General features: G+C 50.8%; 11 protein-coding genes. 4 read left to right on the top strand and 7 right to left on the bottom strand.

Features of this window, described 5'->3' with window-relative positions; genetic code table 11:
• Window positions 1-75: 75 nt before the first annotated feature.
• Window positions 76-1,638, top strand: coding sequence for a hypothetical protein (locus HW115_RS11515; RefSeq protein WP_178933027.1), 1,563 nt, complete (start codon window positions 76-78; stop codon window positions 1,636-1,638).
• Window positions 1,639-1,905: 267 nt separating this feature from the next.
• Here HW115_RS11515 and HW115_RS11510 read toward each other — a convergent pair whose 3' ends face one another.
• A complete protein-coding gene (locus HW115_RS11510; protein ID WP_178933026.1) occupies window positions 1,906-2,469 on the bottom strand; it encodes a hypothetical protein in 564 nt (187 codons plus the stop codon).
• 54 nt (window positions 2,470-2,523) lie between these two features.
• On the opposite strand from HW115_RS11510, the gene HW115_RS11505 reads away from it, so the two are divergent.
• On the top strand, window positions 2,524-3,012 hold the full coding sequence (locus HW115_RS11505; protein ID WP_227021446.1) for an RNA pyrophosphohydrolase: 489 nt from the start codon (window positions 2,524-2,526) through the stop codon (window positions 3,010-3,012).
• On the opposite strand, the gene HW115_RS11500 is transcribed toward HW115_RS11505, so the two are convergent.
• Complete coding sequence (locus HW115_RS11500; RefSeq protein ID WP_178933025.1) at window positions 2,983-3,840, bottom strand: alpha/beta hydrolase; 858 nt, start codon at window positions 3,838-3,840, stop codon at window positions 2,983-2,985. The genes HW115_RS11505 and HW115_RS11500 overlap by 30 nt on opposite strands.
• Before the next feature lie 156 nt (window positions 3,841-3,996).
• On the opposite strand from HW115_RS11500, the gene glgP reads away from it, so the two are divergent.
• Entirely contained in the window at window positions 3,997-5,652 is a 1,656-nt protein-coding gene (glgP, locus tag HW115_RS11495; RefSeq protein WP_178933024.1) for an alpha-glucan family phosphorylase, read from the top strand.
• Between the two features lie 370 nt (window positions 5,653-6,022).
• Here the strand turns inward: glgP and HW115_RS11490 are convergent, their stop codons facing one another.
• A complete protein-coding gene (locus HW115_RS11490; RefSeq protein ID WP_178933023.1) occupies window positions 6,023-6,922 on the bottom strand; it encodes a helix-turn-helix domain-containing protein in 900 nt (299 codons plus the stop codon).
• Window positions 6,923-7,261: 339 nt separating this feature from the next.
• Between HW115_RS11490 and HW115_RS11485 the strand changes: the two genes are divergently transcribed.
• Window positions 7,262-8,650 carry a sulfatase gene (locus HW115_RS11485; protein WP_227021445.1) on the top strand — a complete coding sequence of 463 codons (1,389 nt, stop codon included), beginning with the start codon at window positions 7,262-7,264 and terminating at the stop codon, window positions 8,648-8,650.
• Here HW115_RS11485 and HW115_RS11480 read toward each other — a convergent pair.
• From HW115_RS11480 to HW115_RS11465, 4 genes are all read right to left on the bottom strand, one after another.
• Window positions 8,638-11,115: a DUF4838 domain-containing protein gene (locus HW115_RS11480; protein WP_178933019.1), complete on the bottom strand. Its 2,478-nt coding sequence runs from the start codon at window positions 11,113-11,115 to the stop codon at window positions 8,638-8,640. The genes HW115_RS11485 and HW115_RS11480 overlap by 13 nt on opposite strands.
• Window position 11,116: 1 nt before the next feature.
• The gene (locus tag HW115_RS11475; RefSeq protein ID WP_178933017.1) at window positions 11,117-13,564 is read right to left on the bottom strand and encodes a sulfatase-like hydrolase/transferase; all 2,448 of its coding nucleotides are present in this window, start codon (window positions 13,562-13,564) and stop codon (window positions 11,117-11,119) included.
• A 222-nt stretch (window positions 13,565-13,786) separates the two neighbouring features.
• Window positions 13,787-15,310 carry a sulfatase family protein gene (locus tag HW115_RS11470; protein ID WP_178933015.1) on the bottom strand — a complete coding sequence of 508 codons (1,524 nt, stop codon included), beginning with the start codon at window positions 15,308-15,310 and terminating at the stop codon, window positions 13,787-13,789.
• 355 nt (window positions 15,311-15,665) lie between these two features.
• Window positions 15,666-16,310 carry a DUF642 domain-containing protein gene (locus HW115_RS11465; RefSeq protein WP_178933368.1) on the bottom strand — a complete coding sequence of 215 codons (645 nt, stop codon included), beginning with the start codon at window positions 16,308-16,310 and terminating at the stop codon, window positions 15,666-15,668.
• Window positions 16,311-16,323 lie beyond the last annotated feature (13 nt).

Here is a 16,323-nt window from a genome sequence, read left to right as displayed (position 1 = left end):
AGTTAATTAAGGAAAGTTGCGGGATCTGGCGAGAAGAAAACTTGTGGAAATGAGATGGCACGTTAGTTTGCACCCATGTCGAGAAGATCACAAAGGCGGCAAGCTGCAAGCCGGGGAGAGGGGAGTCGGGGGCCAAAGCGAGGCGGTAAAACGGCCGGGGCCGGATGGGTGAAATGGTCGTTGCGCATTGGATCCATACTTGCTGTGACTGCGATTCTTTCAGGCTTTGGCTTATATTCTTGGATGAAGAAGTATTTGCACAGTGATGATTTCAGGCGTTTTATCGGAGAATCCGTGGGTGCAGTGATTGATGCCGACACCGAATTTGCCTTGTTTGAATGGCAGGGGATGGATGTGCGGACTGCCGGTCTGGAAGCCAAGAGCGGTGGTTTGTTGCAGAAAATGGAAGCGGAGGGGATGCAAGCCCGGTTGAGCCTTGCCGGTGTCCGGCGCGGGGTGTGGGAAATTTCTGATTTGCGGGTGAACCGCTTGGATTTGGATTTGGCGACCGAGCGCGGTCGGGGCGAGGTGAGTAATCTAGCAAACCATGAGGAAGTCGATGAGGTTTCTTCAGAAAAGGCGACGAAAGGTTCTGGCTTTCTCAGTGGCTTGCTTCCCGACAAGGCTGAACTCATGTCGGCAGAAATCTTGAATCTTGGTTTGAGGTTAAAAACTTCTAGTGGTGGCTTGAATGCCCAAAACATGGCAATGCGTGTCGATGGTGGCCACTCCCCGGGAAGCTATGATTGGAATTTGAGTGGCGGCAGGATTGAAAGCCCTTGGTTTGGTTCGCCTTTGGCATTGGATTCGGCTCGTGGAAAATACAAGCGAGGCCGGTGGTATCTGACCGAGTCCAAGTCGGAAGTTTACCGAAGAGGGACGCTCACCTTGGAAGGTGAGCTGGAAGGTCGGCAGTTTGGGTTTTATGGAACCTTGGCTGGTGTGGAGGCCGAAGAGTTGGTTCCCGATTCCTGGAGGCGTAAGATCAGTGGTCAGGTGGAGTCCCGGTTCAAGGTTCGATCAGGCAAGGATGGGCCGGTGAGCCTTGGAGAACTTGAGCTTAAGAATGGGATTTTGACCGGATTGCCTGTCTTGGACCGGATCGCAGCTTATGCCAACACCCCGCGGTTTCGCAGGTTGAACCTTTCCGAGGCCAGGCTGAAGTTTTGGCGGGAGGGTAATCGTTTGGAACTTAGCGATATTGTGTTGGCCAGTGAGGGCTTGGTTCGTCTGGAAGGTAGTCTGAAAATGGTTGACGGTCGATTGGATGGAACGTTTCAGGTTGGCATTGCACCGGGAACTCTGGCTCACATTCCAGGTGCTGAAACCAAGGTGTTTTTACGTGGTCGTGATGGATTATTATGGTCGCCGCTACGTATTACGGGCACGACTGATGCCCCGAAGGAGGATTTGAGTGACCGGATGATCGCGGCGGCAGGCGAGCGTATGTTCGAGTTGATACCGGAAACGGGAAAGATGGCTTTGAAATTTGCTCATGATACGGCTACCGAGCTGCCTAGCAAGGCGGTGGAAACCGGCACGGATGTCATTCGTGAAGGAACGGATGTGATTGGCGAAGGGGTCAAGGGGGTCTTCGACCTGCTTCCTGGAGGCCGCAGGGTCGATGATCGTGAATAATACCATTCCGCAAAACACATGAGATAATAGAAAAGGGTCACGCTTTGAGGAAAATGACTGCGTGGTCAACGAGTATCCCGGATGATTTTCTGTTCTGCTATTGGGGATAGGACCTCGCGTGCCAGTTCGCAGAATGAAGTATCGGCAGCCCGCATGAGCAGCCCGATACTCAAAGAGCCTGCAAAAAGCAGGCTCCTCGTGGCTGTTCCATGCTCCACTCAATCGGCGTGATGGGGCGATGGGGTGTAGGCTTTATTCCGGGCTGGGCTAATTCCGAATGGTGAATTTGACCCCTCGGCCATTGATCCAGGCTTTGCGCACACTGCTGTAGAGTTTGTCGAGGTCACCCTCATCGGATACCCGGAACTCAACGGTTTTGGCGTGGGTGGTTGTTGGATATTCTTTTTGAACCGCCGTGTTGGCATTGGCTCCGGTGCGGTCCCCCGCGTGATCGAGCAACTCCTTGGTTCGGTTGGTCAGGTTGCCCGCGATATTGGACCCCGAGCTTTCGGTGACAGGTATGATGTAATAAAAGCGGGCGAGCGCATTGCCATTGGTGTCGATGGTGACTTCAGTGACGCTGAGCGTGGCGCTGATCAGGTAGGTGTGTTTACTGACGGAGGAGATATTGCGTAGCGCCACGGTGTAGCTGCCACCCGGGAGGTTGGCTTGCCAGAAATTGCGCGGGCCAACGCTTTCCTCGGTATTCTCCTTGCTGGTTCCGTTGGTGTCTCCGCTGCCGTTGGTATTGCTTTGGGCTGCGACGGGGAGTGCGGCCATCGCGATAGCGGCTGCGAGGCTTGTGATGAGGTAAGAGTTTGGTGTTTTCATGATCTTTTCGAGTAAACTATGCTGTTGGAATAAAGTTTCGTCAAAACCTTGATTATGAAAAGGCAAAAAGCTAGGTTCCGCCGCGACATGGCAAGTTATCGACCGAATGTAGCTGCGTTGATCGTAAATCAAAAAGGAAAGCTTTTGATTTGCGAACGGATTAATAGCAAGGGCGCATGGCAGTTTCCCCAAGGTGGTGTGAATCATGGAGAAACCCACCGTAAGGCTCTGTCGCGTGAAATTCTTGAAGAGGTTGGTTTGCCAAAGGACTGTTACAAGGTGAAGGAAAAACGGGGAGGATACACTTATTTGTATCCCAAGCAGGTGAAAAAGCAAAAGTTGTATTTTGATGGGCAGGTCCAGACCTACTACCTCTGCTTTTTGAAGAAAAAGGCCCCCTGTATCGATCTCGACCAAAAGTCGCCTGAATTCAGGGATTACAAATGGATCAAGCCTGAGGATTTCAAGTTGAAGTGGTTGCCTGAGTTCAAGCGTCAGGTGTATCGGGCTGTTTTATTGGACTTTTTCAATGTGCGTCTCTGAACGTTCCGCAGGTGAATTGAGTAGTTCGTTGCGGAAGGTGGCTAAAGCCTGGAAGATTTCGAGGTCGGCGACTTGGTAGAGGTTGTTGTGTCCGGCGCCCGGGACATCGAGGAATTGTTTTGGGCCGGGGTGTTTTTCGTAGAGTTTTTTTCCGTGCCATTGGGCGACGATCTGGTCCTTGTCTCCGTGAATGACGAGCAGCGGGGTCTTGATTTCAGGGATGCGTTTGATGTTTGGATACTGGTCGCCGGGGAAAACCGGGATACGGGTAACGGTGCGGAACGCGGAGGTGAAAGGCGTGACCAGAACCAGTCCGGCCGCATCGTGGCGGCTGGCGAGCCAGCAGGCGGGACCGCTGCCAACGGATTGGCCGTAGATAATGGTCTCGCTGGCTGGAACTTTGAGTTTTTGAGTCAGGTAGCTCCATGCTTTTTCGCAGGCTGCATAACAGCCGTCCTCATCGGGGGAGCCTTCACTGATGCCATAGCCGGGGTAATCATATGCGAGAATGCCATACCCATGGGCCTGGAAATCAAGGAAGCGGTAGTGGAGGTAGCCGATATCTTCGGCATTGCCGTGTGACCAGAGCAGCGTAGGCATACCAGGGGCGGCGGGGTAGTAGCAGAGGCCGATCTTTTTCCCCTTCTCCGATTGGATGCTGTGGATATTCGGGCCTTCTTCGGTATATCCCGGGGCCGGAGGCTGGTAAATCAGACGGTTTGAGCAGCCGAAGGCGAAAAGCATGAGTGCCAGATAAATAAAGAGGATGGATTTGAAAGGACGTTTCCAATTCCACTCGCCAATCAGGTGTTTTTTCCAGTTTGCCATTTTTTAAATAGGGTGGAGATTTTTGCGCCGGCTGACAAGTCCGATAAAGACACAAATGTGCCTTGGCATATTGAGTGTCAGTGTCTAGGACTGGGGCCGTAACCCTGTATATATCATCTCCATAGTATCTCTATTTCCCACTTACATTCTGAAACGATGAGTTTTTTACCTGAACCCTACCAACATCCGTATAAGATCGATCCTAAATACAAGAAGAGCGTTGTTTATTTTAGCTCTGAGTTTGCGATTGATCAGGCATTGAAGATTTATTCCGGAGGACTCGGCTTTCTTGCCGGATCCCATATGCGCAGCGCCTATGACCTGAAGCAGAACCTGATCGGGATCGGCATTTTGTGGTCCTATGGATATTACGCTCAGGCACGTGGTGAAGACCGCGGCATGGCCGTGCAAAAGCGCCGCAAGATTTATCATTTCCTGCAAGACACCGGAATCAAATATTCCATCAAGATCCACGGTGCGGATGTCTGGGTGAAGGTTATGTATTTGCCCGCTGATACCTTCGGATCGGCCCCGATGTTCTTGTTGACCACGGACATCGAGGAAAATGATTACATGTCCCGCACGATTTCCCACAAACTCTACGATTCGGATTTTCTCACCCGGATCGCCCAGTATATTCTGCTCGGTGTGGGTGGCGCTACCTTACTTGAACATTTGGGCGTCGACCCTGATGTGTGGCATTTGAATGAGGCTCACGCCTTGTCCGCAGCATTCCATGTCTATGATAAGACGCGTTCACTGGAAGAGGTGAAAAAGCGTTTTGTCTTTACCACGCACACTCCGGTGGAAGCTGGTAATGAGAAGTCGAGTTTTGATTTGCTCTACAAGTTTACCTTCTTTGGCAATATCCCTCGCGACGAAGCCTATCAATTGAGTGGTGTGCACGGTGACGAGTTCAGCCATTCGCTGGCAGCTCTGCGGATGAGTCACAAGTCCAATGCGGTCTCCAAGCTTCATGGTGAGGTTGCCCGGGGGATGTGGCAACACGCCGAGGGGATTTGTGAAATTGATCACGTGACCAATGCCCAGAATAAAAAATACTGGGTGGATGAAAAGCTGGAAGCTGCCCGACTCGCCGGAGATCTGAAAGCTTTGGCTGCACGTAAGCGCGAGCTCAAAGTCAGACTGTTCAAAGAGGTGGCCGACCAGACGGGACGATTGATGGATCCGGATGTATTAACCATCGTCTGGGCACGTCGCTTTGCCGGATACAAACGTGCTGATTTGATTACTCGTGACATCGAGCAGTTCGAAGCCCTTCTTCGTAATGCCGACCGACCCGTCCAGGTTATCTGGGCTGGCAAGCCGTTCCCGAAAGATTTTGGAGCCATCGATGTCTTCAATAAGATTTTCCACATTACCCAGAAGTATGCTTCTGCAACGATTCTTGTTGGTTATGAGTTGGCCTTGTCCAAGCTTCTCAAGGATGGCTCCGATATTTGGCTGAACAACCCAATCGTGACACGTGAGGCATCCGGAACCTCCGGTATGACTGCCGCCATGAATGGTAGCGTGAATGTTTCCACCTATGATGGTTGGGTTTGTGAGTTTGCCAAGGATGGTGAGAACTCCTTTATTATCCCAGAAGCATCCCCCACGCTTTCGGACGATGCTCGTGATGAACATGACCGACTGGGCTTCTATCAATTGATGGAAACCAAGGTTCTGCCAGCTTATTACAGCGGCGGAGATGATTGGTGGAAAATTGTGCACAACAGCATGAATGATGTGGTGCCATTCTTTGATTCCGGTCGGATGGCAGACGAATACTACACCAAGGTGTACAAGTAAGGTTTACGCTTAGGGAAACAATCTAAGAAATCAAGCCGGGCACCATCAGGGTGTCCGGCTTTTTTCGCATTTACGGGGGCGTGGCCAGGGGGCGAAAAAGTAGAACAAGCGCGAGGCGTTGTTTGAAGAAAGTACAACATCGCCCTGGCCTTCTAGCAGAAATAATTCGACTGCTTCTGGTGAAGCCCCCCTCATCAGAAGCAACGACTATCGAAGCGGTCGCTTCTGAGTGATTGGCTATCATTGATCCGAAGGGGGAGGGGGCGGAGCAATTTTGCTTTTTGTAATACCATTTGAGTTGGTGTTACACCTCAAGCTCTTAACTATTTGTCCATTCCGATAAAATAAGCGGGAGAATGGTATATGTTGGTTAAGCCGAAGGCTTGGGTTCTGATGGAGGTGTGGATTCGGTAGCGGACTGACGGTATGCCGAGGGGCTGATTTGATGGTGCTTATTGAACCTTTTCGAAAAGTAATATGACGAGGAGAATCCGCAATTTTCGGCGATAACGGCGATCGGGAGTTGGGTTTGCGCCAGTAGATTTCTCGCTTTGCTGAGGCGCTGGCGTTCAACAAATTCCATTACACCACAATGCATATTGCGGGTGAAAATATCGGAAAATCGTGATGCTGAAAGCCCCACGGCGCCAGCTATGGATTTGGCATTGATCGGGGATTGGATGTTGGTGGCGATATACTGTAAGGCGGTGGCGACACGATCATCGAGGCCATCCAAGCTTGAGGTCGGATTCACTTGATAGATGAGACGGAGTATTTCTTCGAGTGTTAGTAATGCCAGTGAGCGCCGACGGGAGAAATCGGAATCAAAGTAATCTGAACACCGGTAGCATGCAGATCGAATGTAAGGGATCAGCAGATTGTTCTTTTTCCAGCTCAGGAAACCCGGACCAATACTTGTTTTTGGCCACTCAAGGAAGGGCATCATCGATACTTCCGGGTGGAAGTGAGCCCAGAAATAAGACCCCTCTGAGAATTGGTCGTCCAAAGCGGTGTCCTGCTTCATATGTGGAGGGATGAGCACCGCTTCGTTGGGTTCAAGGCTAAAGGATTCTTCAGCATCAGGATAGACGGTAAAGCAACCTTCGAGAACCACCATGATGTGCCAGTCCGGCGTGCCGCTAGGGCGATAAGTTCTTCTGCGATGTGGAGACTCACCGGTTTCACCACTGATGGGTTTGACCTTTCCCTGTCCGACGCTGAGTCTCAAGGCGGATTCAAAGGGGTAGGGTGTGGGGATATGTTGATTCATAGGTGAGACTGGGCGTTTGTGCGTATTTGGGTACCGATAGTGAGGACCTCTCCTGATGTCTGATACAAAGTTGCATAAGCAGTAGAATATGTCCATTATTCAGTTGATTCGGACAAGTGCTGGTTGAAAGCTGCTGTTGGTTGCGCCGTAAAGTAAGAGACTCATGAGGAGATTCTTTCAGAGGGCTGATGTTTTGCTGGACTCTTGGATAATGAAACGCCTTAGATGTGCACCTTGGAAAAGGCTTTTTCATGTGAAGTAAACATGCCTTTTTGTGAAATGACGGAGACGGGAAGATTAGCAATAATGAATGTGTTGAGACATCGTTCTCGTATAAGAATGTGGAAGCTTGTTTTTTTTAGCTTCTTGGTTGTCATGCTTGGTTTGCCTGTGGTGGGAATGGAGCGACCCAATATCATTTTTTTGCTGGCTGATGATTTTGGTTATGCCGATATGTCGGGACCGGATAACAGCTTCCATGAGACACCTCATTTGAATAGGCTGGCGCGTGAGGGGATGAGTTTTTCACATGCGTATGCCTCACATCCCACATGTGCGCCGAGTCGTCTGGCATTGATGACTGGCAAGTATCCCGCGCGCCATGCTTGTGTGAACAATGGGACGGCGTCCATGGATTTGGGAGAGGTGACGGTCGCGGAGGCTTTGAAGCGGGTTGGTTATGTGACCTGTCATGCCGGTAAATGGCACCTGGGGGGGTATGGCAAGCGGCCCGAGGATCAAGGCTTTGATTTTACCATCGCTAGCAATGGTGCCGGCATGCCCGGTAGCTTCCACTACCCGTTCAAAGATCAGGACCCGAATAGCATTTTACATGATGAAAAATTCAACGTGCCCGACCTTGATGACTCCAAACCGGGGGACCATTTGACCGATCGACTAACGGATAAAGTGCTTGGGTTTATGCGGGATCACAAGGACAAGCCTTTCTATCTTAACCTATGTTACTATGCGGTGCATACTCCGATTGAGGCGAGCAAGGTAAAGCAGCGTTATTTTGAAAATAAGCTCACAGGAAAAAGCACTCACCGAAATGCCAGTTACGCGGGTTTGGTGTCTCATTTGGATGATAGTGTCGGTCGCATTTTGCAGGCTGTGAAAGACCTTGGGATCGAGCAGAATACGATTGTGGTCTTCTTTAGCGATAACGGGGGACTGATGCAGGCTACGCACAACGGCCCCTTGCGGCAGGGGAAAGCCACACCCTATGAAGGCGGTGACCGGGTTCCGTGTTATGTCCGCTGGCCCGGCGTGACTCCTGCCGGTCGTGTTTGCCCGACACCGGTGATTGGACATGACTTTTATCCGACGATTCTGCGTATGGCCGGAGCGAAGGGGGACACGGTCCATAACAAGGAAGTGGACGGATTGGATTTGACGAATTTGTTGCGCAACCCCGATGCCGGATTAGCCCGCGATGCACTGCATTGGCTATGTTATCCTCTTCCTGTCCATTATCAGAACAACAGACTTCGGGTTCCTTCACAGGTCGTGCGCAAAGGGGACTGGAAGCTGATCAAGTTCCTTGAGGCCCCGGGGAAGCAAGCTCAGCGCTATGAACTCTACAATCTGAAATCGGATCTCGGTGAAACCAAGGATGTGTCCCGTAGTATGCCGGAGAAAACCGAGGAACTTCAGCGTCTGATGGATGTTTGGCGCAAGCAGATCCACGCTCCGGACTATGACGCCTCGATGTATCAGGGGTCTTGACGTGAGCTGTCTATCCGGTTGATGAGCTGTTTGAAACCGGAGGGGGTGCAACCATAACATGCGATTTTTGCACCGATAAAGCTTGGTCCCTTGGGGCTGCTACGAGGTTTTGAGTAGGCGGAGAGATAGCGGTGCTTGCCACTAAGTGTGAAACCATGATCCCATGTTGCATTGCGCTTGATCCCGGACCTGGGCATGCGCCCCGTTGTTGTGGAAGGATCCAGCGGTAGAATGCCAAGCATGAATTTTCCATCAGAAGCCGCATGTTTGTTATTCGGAATCCTCTGCATGTTCGATGTTAAATTAAACCCACCCCACTGGATGAATTCGACCTCACAACCTTTGGCGTTCAGAGAGATGACTTCGAACTCGATATGGCTCGGTTTTTCCATGACCGCCAGTTTGAGCTCGGCGTTGTTGGCCCCAGGGTAAGTGAGGCGTATGATCTTGCGTTTTTGATCGAAATGCATGCCCAGTGGTTTGCACAGTCCCGTTTGTCCCTTGATTCCTAATATCACGAGCGGAGATATATCATAGGCCGTACTTTGGAATGCATAGCTTTTATCGCTTGTTTTGTCGATGATTCCGGTTACGACTCCTTCATCAATGGTCAGGGTTAAAGTGTCTGAATCAAAGGCATAGCCGCCTTTTTTGAAACATTCAAAACCACGGCGGACAAATTCGACGCGGGCCTGGCAGTCGCTCTCTTTTGCGAGCTGGGATGCTTTTTCCAAGTGTGCGCTGAGTTGATTCATTACTTCCTTGTCCCATATCTGCTCGAAGTCTGATCTGGTGAAGTGCATTTCCTGGAAGTGATGCCCCAAAGCTTTGGCGGCCTCGATTTGCTCGTTGCCGGTTGCTGGTGCCGGATTGTTAGCTAGTTGCCGGGGGAAGCCGGTGGTCCATGTCTTTTCACAGAGCTCATAGAATGCCTGCATTTGGTCTTTGGCTGGTCCGAAGGCCTTTGCATAGAAGTCATAGGTGAGTTTGTCTACGGGTTGGGTTGGATCCCAGAATAGGCGCGCGGTGATGTAAGCGTTGGGGAAGAACCACCATTTATTCATTCCGTCCCTACGCCATTCCAGAAACAGCCACTCGCCATTGAAATTCGGATGTTTTTTTCGGGTTTCCGCCAGCCACTTGACATCATTGGCAATGGTGTTTGGAAGGAAACGGGGAATCAAGGTGTAGCGGTTTCCCCGGTTGACTCTCACCATATTATAACAATAGTATTCCCATAGATAGAGTTCGGCTGGGTTGAGGGCGAGCCATTCATTCAGTAGCATTTTATTGTCTCGCTCACAATAGTCGATCACATTGGCCAGTCGGTGTCGGTTGACCATGATGGCGGTATTGCGCGGCAGGGAGTGCAGGTCACGGGGTGGTCGGGAGTAGTTATGATAGGCTCCAAGGGTCACCTTTTTATCCGGGTGTTGTATTTCAATGGCATGCGCAACGTCGACTAGCGGGTTGATAACCAGAGGGCTTGCGTATCCGAAATATCCAAGGCTCGGGTCGATGTTTTCCCGGGCGTAACTGCCAGTATCCCTGATATTGCCATCGTTCTGGATGAGTGTGTAGTAGTCCTGACCGAGTGCATACCAAGCGGAGGCATCCTTGATGATTTGTTCTTTGACTCCCGGTGCATTAAAACGGATGAACGGGCGGCGCTTGCCGCTTCGATCGGTGATGAACCATTCGGGGTGCGTTTTCATGTAGCGCTTGTCCCAGTTCATGGGGACATGCTTGCCGTCGACCACAATAGGATAGGCATCGCTGAACCATTGGGGTCTGCCAAACGAGTGTCTCGAGGGCCAGGGGTCATGGGTGCCTCCAAAGCCAACCTTATATCCCCATGACTTGTGCCCCTTTCCGGCCCAGCGGAATGGAAAATAGGGGGCGTTTTTCTGGTCGCCACTGGGCACCGAGATGGTCGTTAATCTCGGGATGACATCCAGCTCTTCTTTGTCGAAAAAAGTGCGCACTCCAAGCTCTCTTAACAGCGCAAAGACCCCGTGCCAGGTTCCGGATTCGACGGGACAGGAAGTCTGGCTCCAGTCGACCTTGTTGTTGTCTCGTCCGATGATGGCGAGTACCTTTGGGGTCACCCGGATTCTATATCCGTCAGTACCGATGTCGTGGCTATCGATGCCGAGTTTGCGTGTCAGGGCGGAATTCCCCAGAAGAACCAGCTTTTGTGTAAGTAGTTTTTTGATGGTTTCTTTGTCTTTTGAAGAAACCCGCTTGATGGGAAGTGACACTCCACTCATTCTGCGAATGTAAGCAGCCAATTGTTTAGCCGCATCGTGAGGACATCCTTGCTGGTCGGCATCGACCACGATGACAGCATCCGTTGACCCCTGTTCAACCAGAATAAAGTCGTGATCTTTCGAGGCTGGTTCTGCGGATATGGGCAGGATGCCGAGGAACAGAAGCAGGTAGGTTACTTTGAATGGATTGTTCATCTTATTTTTTTTTGTCTTCGCTGGTAGAGATGAAGTGAGCTTTTTTATTTTTTTCGGGGTTTGCTCGGTTGATCGCTCTTTCTAGCACTGCATCGGATCCTTTGAATATGACAATGTCATCATGGTTTTTCTGTACTTTTCCAGGTGTGCTTCGTCCGTCCAGGATGTAGTCGGCGAGCTGTATTCTCATGCTTTCAAATAATTCCTTTTGGATTGGGTAAAGATTACGGGTTTCAGCGATGTCCTCATCAAGGTTGTAAAGTTGGAATTTGGGTAAATTCATGTCTTTGGCCAATCGGTCACCCCAGCCACCTGACCCCCTGGCAAATATGGCCTTGTAGCCGTCTGCGTTTGTGAACGAGAATTTTCCGACCACAGAATGGCTGACCAGGTCGTGCCTTAATCTTTTGGTCTCACCGTGTAAGTATGGTAACATGCTGATGCTGTCTTCTCCGGCGCTGTCGGGGAAGTCGTAATCTGCCAAGTCAGCAATGGTAGCAAACAAATCAGTTATGCATGCCAGCTTGTCATTGACTTGTGGTTGCACTGTGCCTTCCCAGTTGATGATGGATGGTACCCGGTGACCACCTTCGAAAATGTCTCCCTTTGTTCCTCTGAGTGGACCAGCGGGGTTGTGTCCTACCTTTGCTAGACGTCCCGGGTTCGCTGCCTTCCATGCGTAGCCGTTATCGGCTAGAAAGATGATCAAGGTGTCTTCCTGGACCCCTTGGTTTTTCAAGGTGCTCATAAGTTGCCCCACTGAGTCGTCAATTTGGTAGATGAAATCGGCGTATTTGGACTTGGCCACTCCTCCATAGCCCGTGAACCTTTCTGCCGGAACCACCGGTGTGTGTGGTGCTGTTAGTGAGAAGAGAAGAAAAAACGGATTCGTTTTTTTGCTGGCTGTTTTGATGTAGCGCGTTGCTTCATTGGTCAATTCATCCATTACGCTTTGGAATTCGAAATTTTTGTTGGCGTATCCTGTTGTTCCCCAACATTGCATGGTGGTGTCAAGCTCTCCTACAACATGCTTGTTCCGGATGTAGCAGTAGGGGGGCATGTTCAACGAGCTGGCCAGGCCAAAAAAGTAATCGAAGCCATGTTCGAGCGGTCCATTAATTTCCTTGCTTGGATCGATTGCCAGCTTGTCGATGGCATCACCCAGTTCATTTTTGGCGTAGACCAGCAGGTTTTGTTGGTTGCGCCATCCCATACCCAGGTGCCATTTGCCCACTAGGGCGGTTTGGTAGTTTTGATTTTTCAAGAAGCTTGCGATCGTGATGCGATCGTGTTCGATGATCGGGTGACTGAAAGATCCGGTCACGTATTGTTTCAGACGGCTTCTCCAGTTGTATCTTCCAGTCAAGAGGGAGTACCTGCTGGGACTACATACGGATGAACTGGTATGGGCGTTTGTGAATCTGATACCGGTGTCAGCGAGCTTGTTGAGGTTGGGGGAGTTGATCTTAGCTTCTTTGTTGTAGCTTTTTAAATCTCCGTAACCGAGGTCATCGGCAAGAATAATGATGATGTTCGGCTTTTTTTTGCTGGGTGCGGCGGTGGATTTGTGTGTTTTTACTTGTTTGTTATTGATGGATTCCCAGGCCGTTACGTAACGAGCCGCCATTTGTGCGCATCCGCGTGAGGAGAAGTGGACGTTGCTAGGTGTTTGACCTTCTGCATCACGGGAGGAAATAATGTCAACAAAGGGAGAAGCTGCTGCGATTTTGCGCATTTGGGCGTTCAAGGCTGCGTGATTGGGTTTGTTTGTAAACTCTCGGATTTCCCCAAGAATAAACGGAACATTATTATAACGGGTGTGGAATTTGTGGATGATGATAGGTAGTAACTTGCCGTGATCATTGACTGTTTTCAACGAGTGGGAGTTGGATTCTCCCTGATGCCAGAAGACAGCTTTGATCTCAGCTTTACGTCCGCTTTGTTTTTCCAATGCCTTCATGCCTTGGGCGATAAACGGTTCGAAATATTGTTGGTAGTACCCGTTCTTTTCATCGGGTTTCCAATCGTTGTGCAGGCTGGATCCGCAGATGGCGTAACGAATAACACCAAAGCCGTCCGGATACCTGGTGGCGAGTTCCCTCGCCATGCCTTCTCCGGCACCGCGAACCGATGATTTTGCAGGAATGGTCACCACCTGTTGGTGTCGTTTTTCTGCGACGTTGGACTTGAGAATGCAGGTGTTGAGATACGTGTGGATATCACAACCAATCGGATTTTTCTTGTTTGGGTCGGGTATTATCGACCCCAGGCGAACAGCATTGGACTGTCCGGCTATAATGAAGACTGGTAACGGACGCTTGGTGTTGTTGTCGATCTTTTCCGAAGCCAAGGTCGGTTCGGTTGAGCATGACAGGATAAAAATGATCGATAGAAGCAAACTCAGGTTGCCTCTGGATGTCTGACGGTGATATGATTTTTCTTGTTTCATCTGTTGGCGATATTTTATGTGGCTCTATCAGCTCCCGTGATTCGTTATTGCTGAGTAGGAAAGCCCACGGCTTTGGCTGGATCAGTCCAAGTGTGTTACTTATACAGAATTCTTCCATTGGCTAGGAATGGTTGGTGCCGCTCAAAGCATCAATCAACTAGAACATGGAAAACAACCAGAAGGTGAGCTACACGATGTGGCAATACAACCACCATGCCATATTTATCCTGAAATGTCGGAGGAAGACGTCATATAGCGGGTTTCTTTTGATTTTTTGATGTTGCTGAGCAGGTTCAGCATTTCCTTGACCACTTCGGGATGTTGGTCCGCTACGTTGCTCGTCTCGCTGATGTCACGGCCGAGGTGGTAGAGTTCGTGTTTGCCGTTGTTTCTGGGGTTCAGCTTCCAGTCCCCCTTACGGATAACCAAATTTCCGTGCCCTCGGTTGTGTTGTAGGACCAGGTGGCTGCGGCCTTTGCCTTGGCCGAGAAATGCCGGCAGCATATTGAACGAGTCCGGACCGGCATGTTTCGGTAGGGCGGTACCGGTGATCGCCGCCAGTGTCGCTTGCATGTCGACCAGGCAGACGACTTCCTTGGATTCGCTACCAGCCTTGATGGCTTTGGGCCAGCGGGCAATGAACGGGACACGCGTCGCTCCTTCATAAGGGTCACCTTTACCAGCTCTGAGGGGGGCATTTGCTTTATGTTCGCTCATGATCGCTTCATCCTCGTAGAGGTAGGCGAAGCGCTTTACGGGCCAATCCGAGCCATTGTCACTGGAGAAAATGACCAGGGTGTTGTCGCTGAGATCGAGGCGGTCGAGGGCTGTCATAATCTGACCAACCTGCCAGTCGAGTTCTTGAATGGTGTCGCCGCGGGCTCCTGCTTGGCTACTACCTTTGAATCGTTTGTTGGGGACGCAGGGTTCGTGGGCGGTGTGGCTGGCGACGTAGAGGAAAAACGGCTTGTCCTTATTTTCTTCAATAAACGAAATAGCTTTTCTGGTGAATGTTTCGGTGAGGTCGGCGTCTTTCCAGCGTGCTTTTTGATTGCCGGACATGTAGCCGATCCGGCTGACGCCGTGGACAATGGTTCCCTCGTGGTGGTCGGGGTGACGGCGGACTTTCAGGTCGAGCTGTTCGGGATTCTTCCGGCCGGTGGGTTCATTGCCAACTTGTTTACGGTAATTGACCAGAATAGGATCGTCGGGGTCTTCACCAACGATGTGGTGGTCTTCGATGTAAATGGTAGGAACCCGGTCATTGGTGGCGGGGAAAATAAAACAATGGTCGAATCCGATTTCCAACGGGCCGGGTTTGATTTCACCTTGGTATTTTGTTTTGCCTGTGCCTAGGCCGAGGTGCCACTTGCCGACAACTGCGGTGGTGTAGCCGGCATTTCTCATCAGCCCTGGCAGCGTGACGGTTCCGGGTTTGATGCTGAGGCCCGCGTCTCCCGGGAGGATTCCGGTCCCTCGTTGTCTCCAGGCATACTTGCCGGTGAGCATGGCGAATCGGGTTGGGGTGCAGACGGCAGCCGAGGCATAACCATCGATCATGCGGACTCCCTGCTTGGCTAGTTGGTCGAGGTTGGGGGTTTTGATCTTGCTGGCTCCGTAACATCCGAGGTCTCCGTAGCCGACGTCATCAGCGAGGATGAGGATGATGTTGGGTTTTTCCGTTGTGGATGTTTGAGCATGGATCAATGCGGGGAGCAGAAGGAGAGTGATGAGGATGGTTTTCATGGAAATGCGGGTTGAGAAATCCAATAAGCAGGTGCTTTTTTCAACGGCGAATTGAGGGTTGGCTGAATGTGGTAAGATTACAGACTATTAAGCGATCTAACACATTGAGTGTCCCGCTATTGAGGCAGTGGGGCGATGTGCTCTCATGGAATCTGGGAGAGCCAGATTTTGCTCCAATCATGATATGATCACGGGCTGCCGAGTGGTTGCTGGGAACATGCTTGAGTTATAAGTGGGTAAGCTATGTTCCTTACAAACATAGTAGCGTACTAGGGCTGTGGACAATAAAAGGCCACTCCGACTTTGGCTGAAACCTGGGTCAGAGTGGACTGTAATAATTAGTTTGGCTGTGGAGTTATTTTTTACGGCGTAAAATCAAAGCAAGTCCACCAAGACCAAGCAGCGTGGTCGCACTCGGTTCAGGCACGGACGTTACGCTTAATACGATGGTATCGACAAAGACGTCGGCGGAGCTGGTCTGTGAAGATGCATTCTCAATGAAACTCAGTGAGGTGGAAGCTGAGTCCGCTGTGAATGAAACCGTCTGTTGCTGCCATGTGTCTTGCCCCCAGTTGATGATCTGGATCGAGTCGTCAACTAGTGGGGTGTTGCCGGTTACGTTGACGTCCACTGTCGGCGAAGAACTTGTAGCTTGTTTTGCTAGGTAGAAGGATAGCTCGTAGGTGTAGCCCGCGACGGTGTCGAAAGTTTGGCTAACGCCATTGTTTCGGTTAAAAATGCCAAGGTAGTAACTGCCGTTTTGTGGCGTTAACCCCCCTCCGCTTTTCTTGAGTAGCACCTGACTCGAAGTGCCGACCGTTGTCCAGTCTGAGGGCGTAAGGGTGCTGAGCTGTATGCCGTCTGCAGGTGTTCCGCTATAGTCATCAAAGCCTCCGTTGGCAAAAACGGAGGATTGTGCCTCGGGGGTGATGGATGCGAAGACGGCGATGCTTGCGCTTAGTAATAAGGTCTGTTTTTTATGGTTAGTTGTTTTATTCATATGTTTTGTGTCT

Source organism: Oceaniferula marina, from assembly GCF_013391475.1.
GTDB lineage: Bacteria > Verrucomicrobiota > Verrucomicrobiia > Verrucomicrobiales > Akkermansiaceae > Oceaniferula > Oceaniferula marina.
Note: the sequence above shows the minus strand (reverse complement) of the source record. Positions and strands in the feature narration are given on the sequence as shown.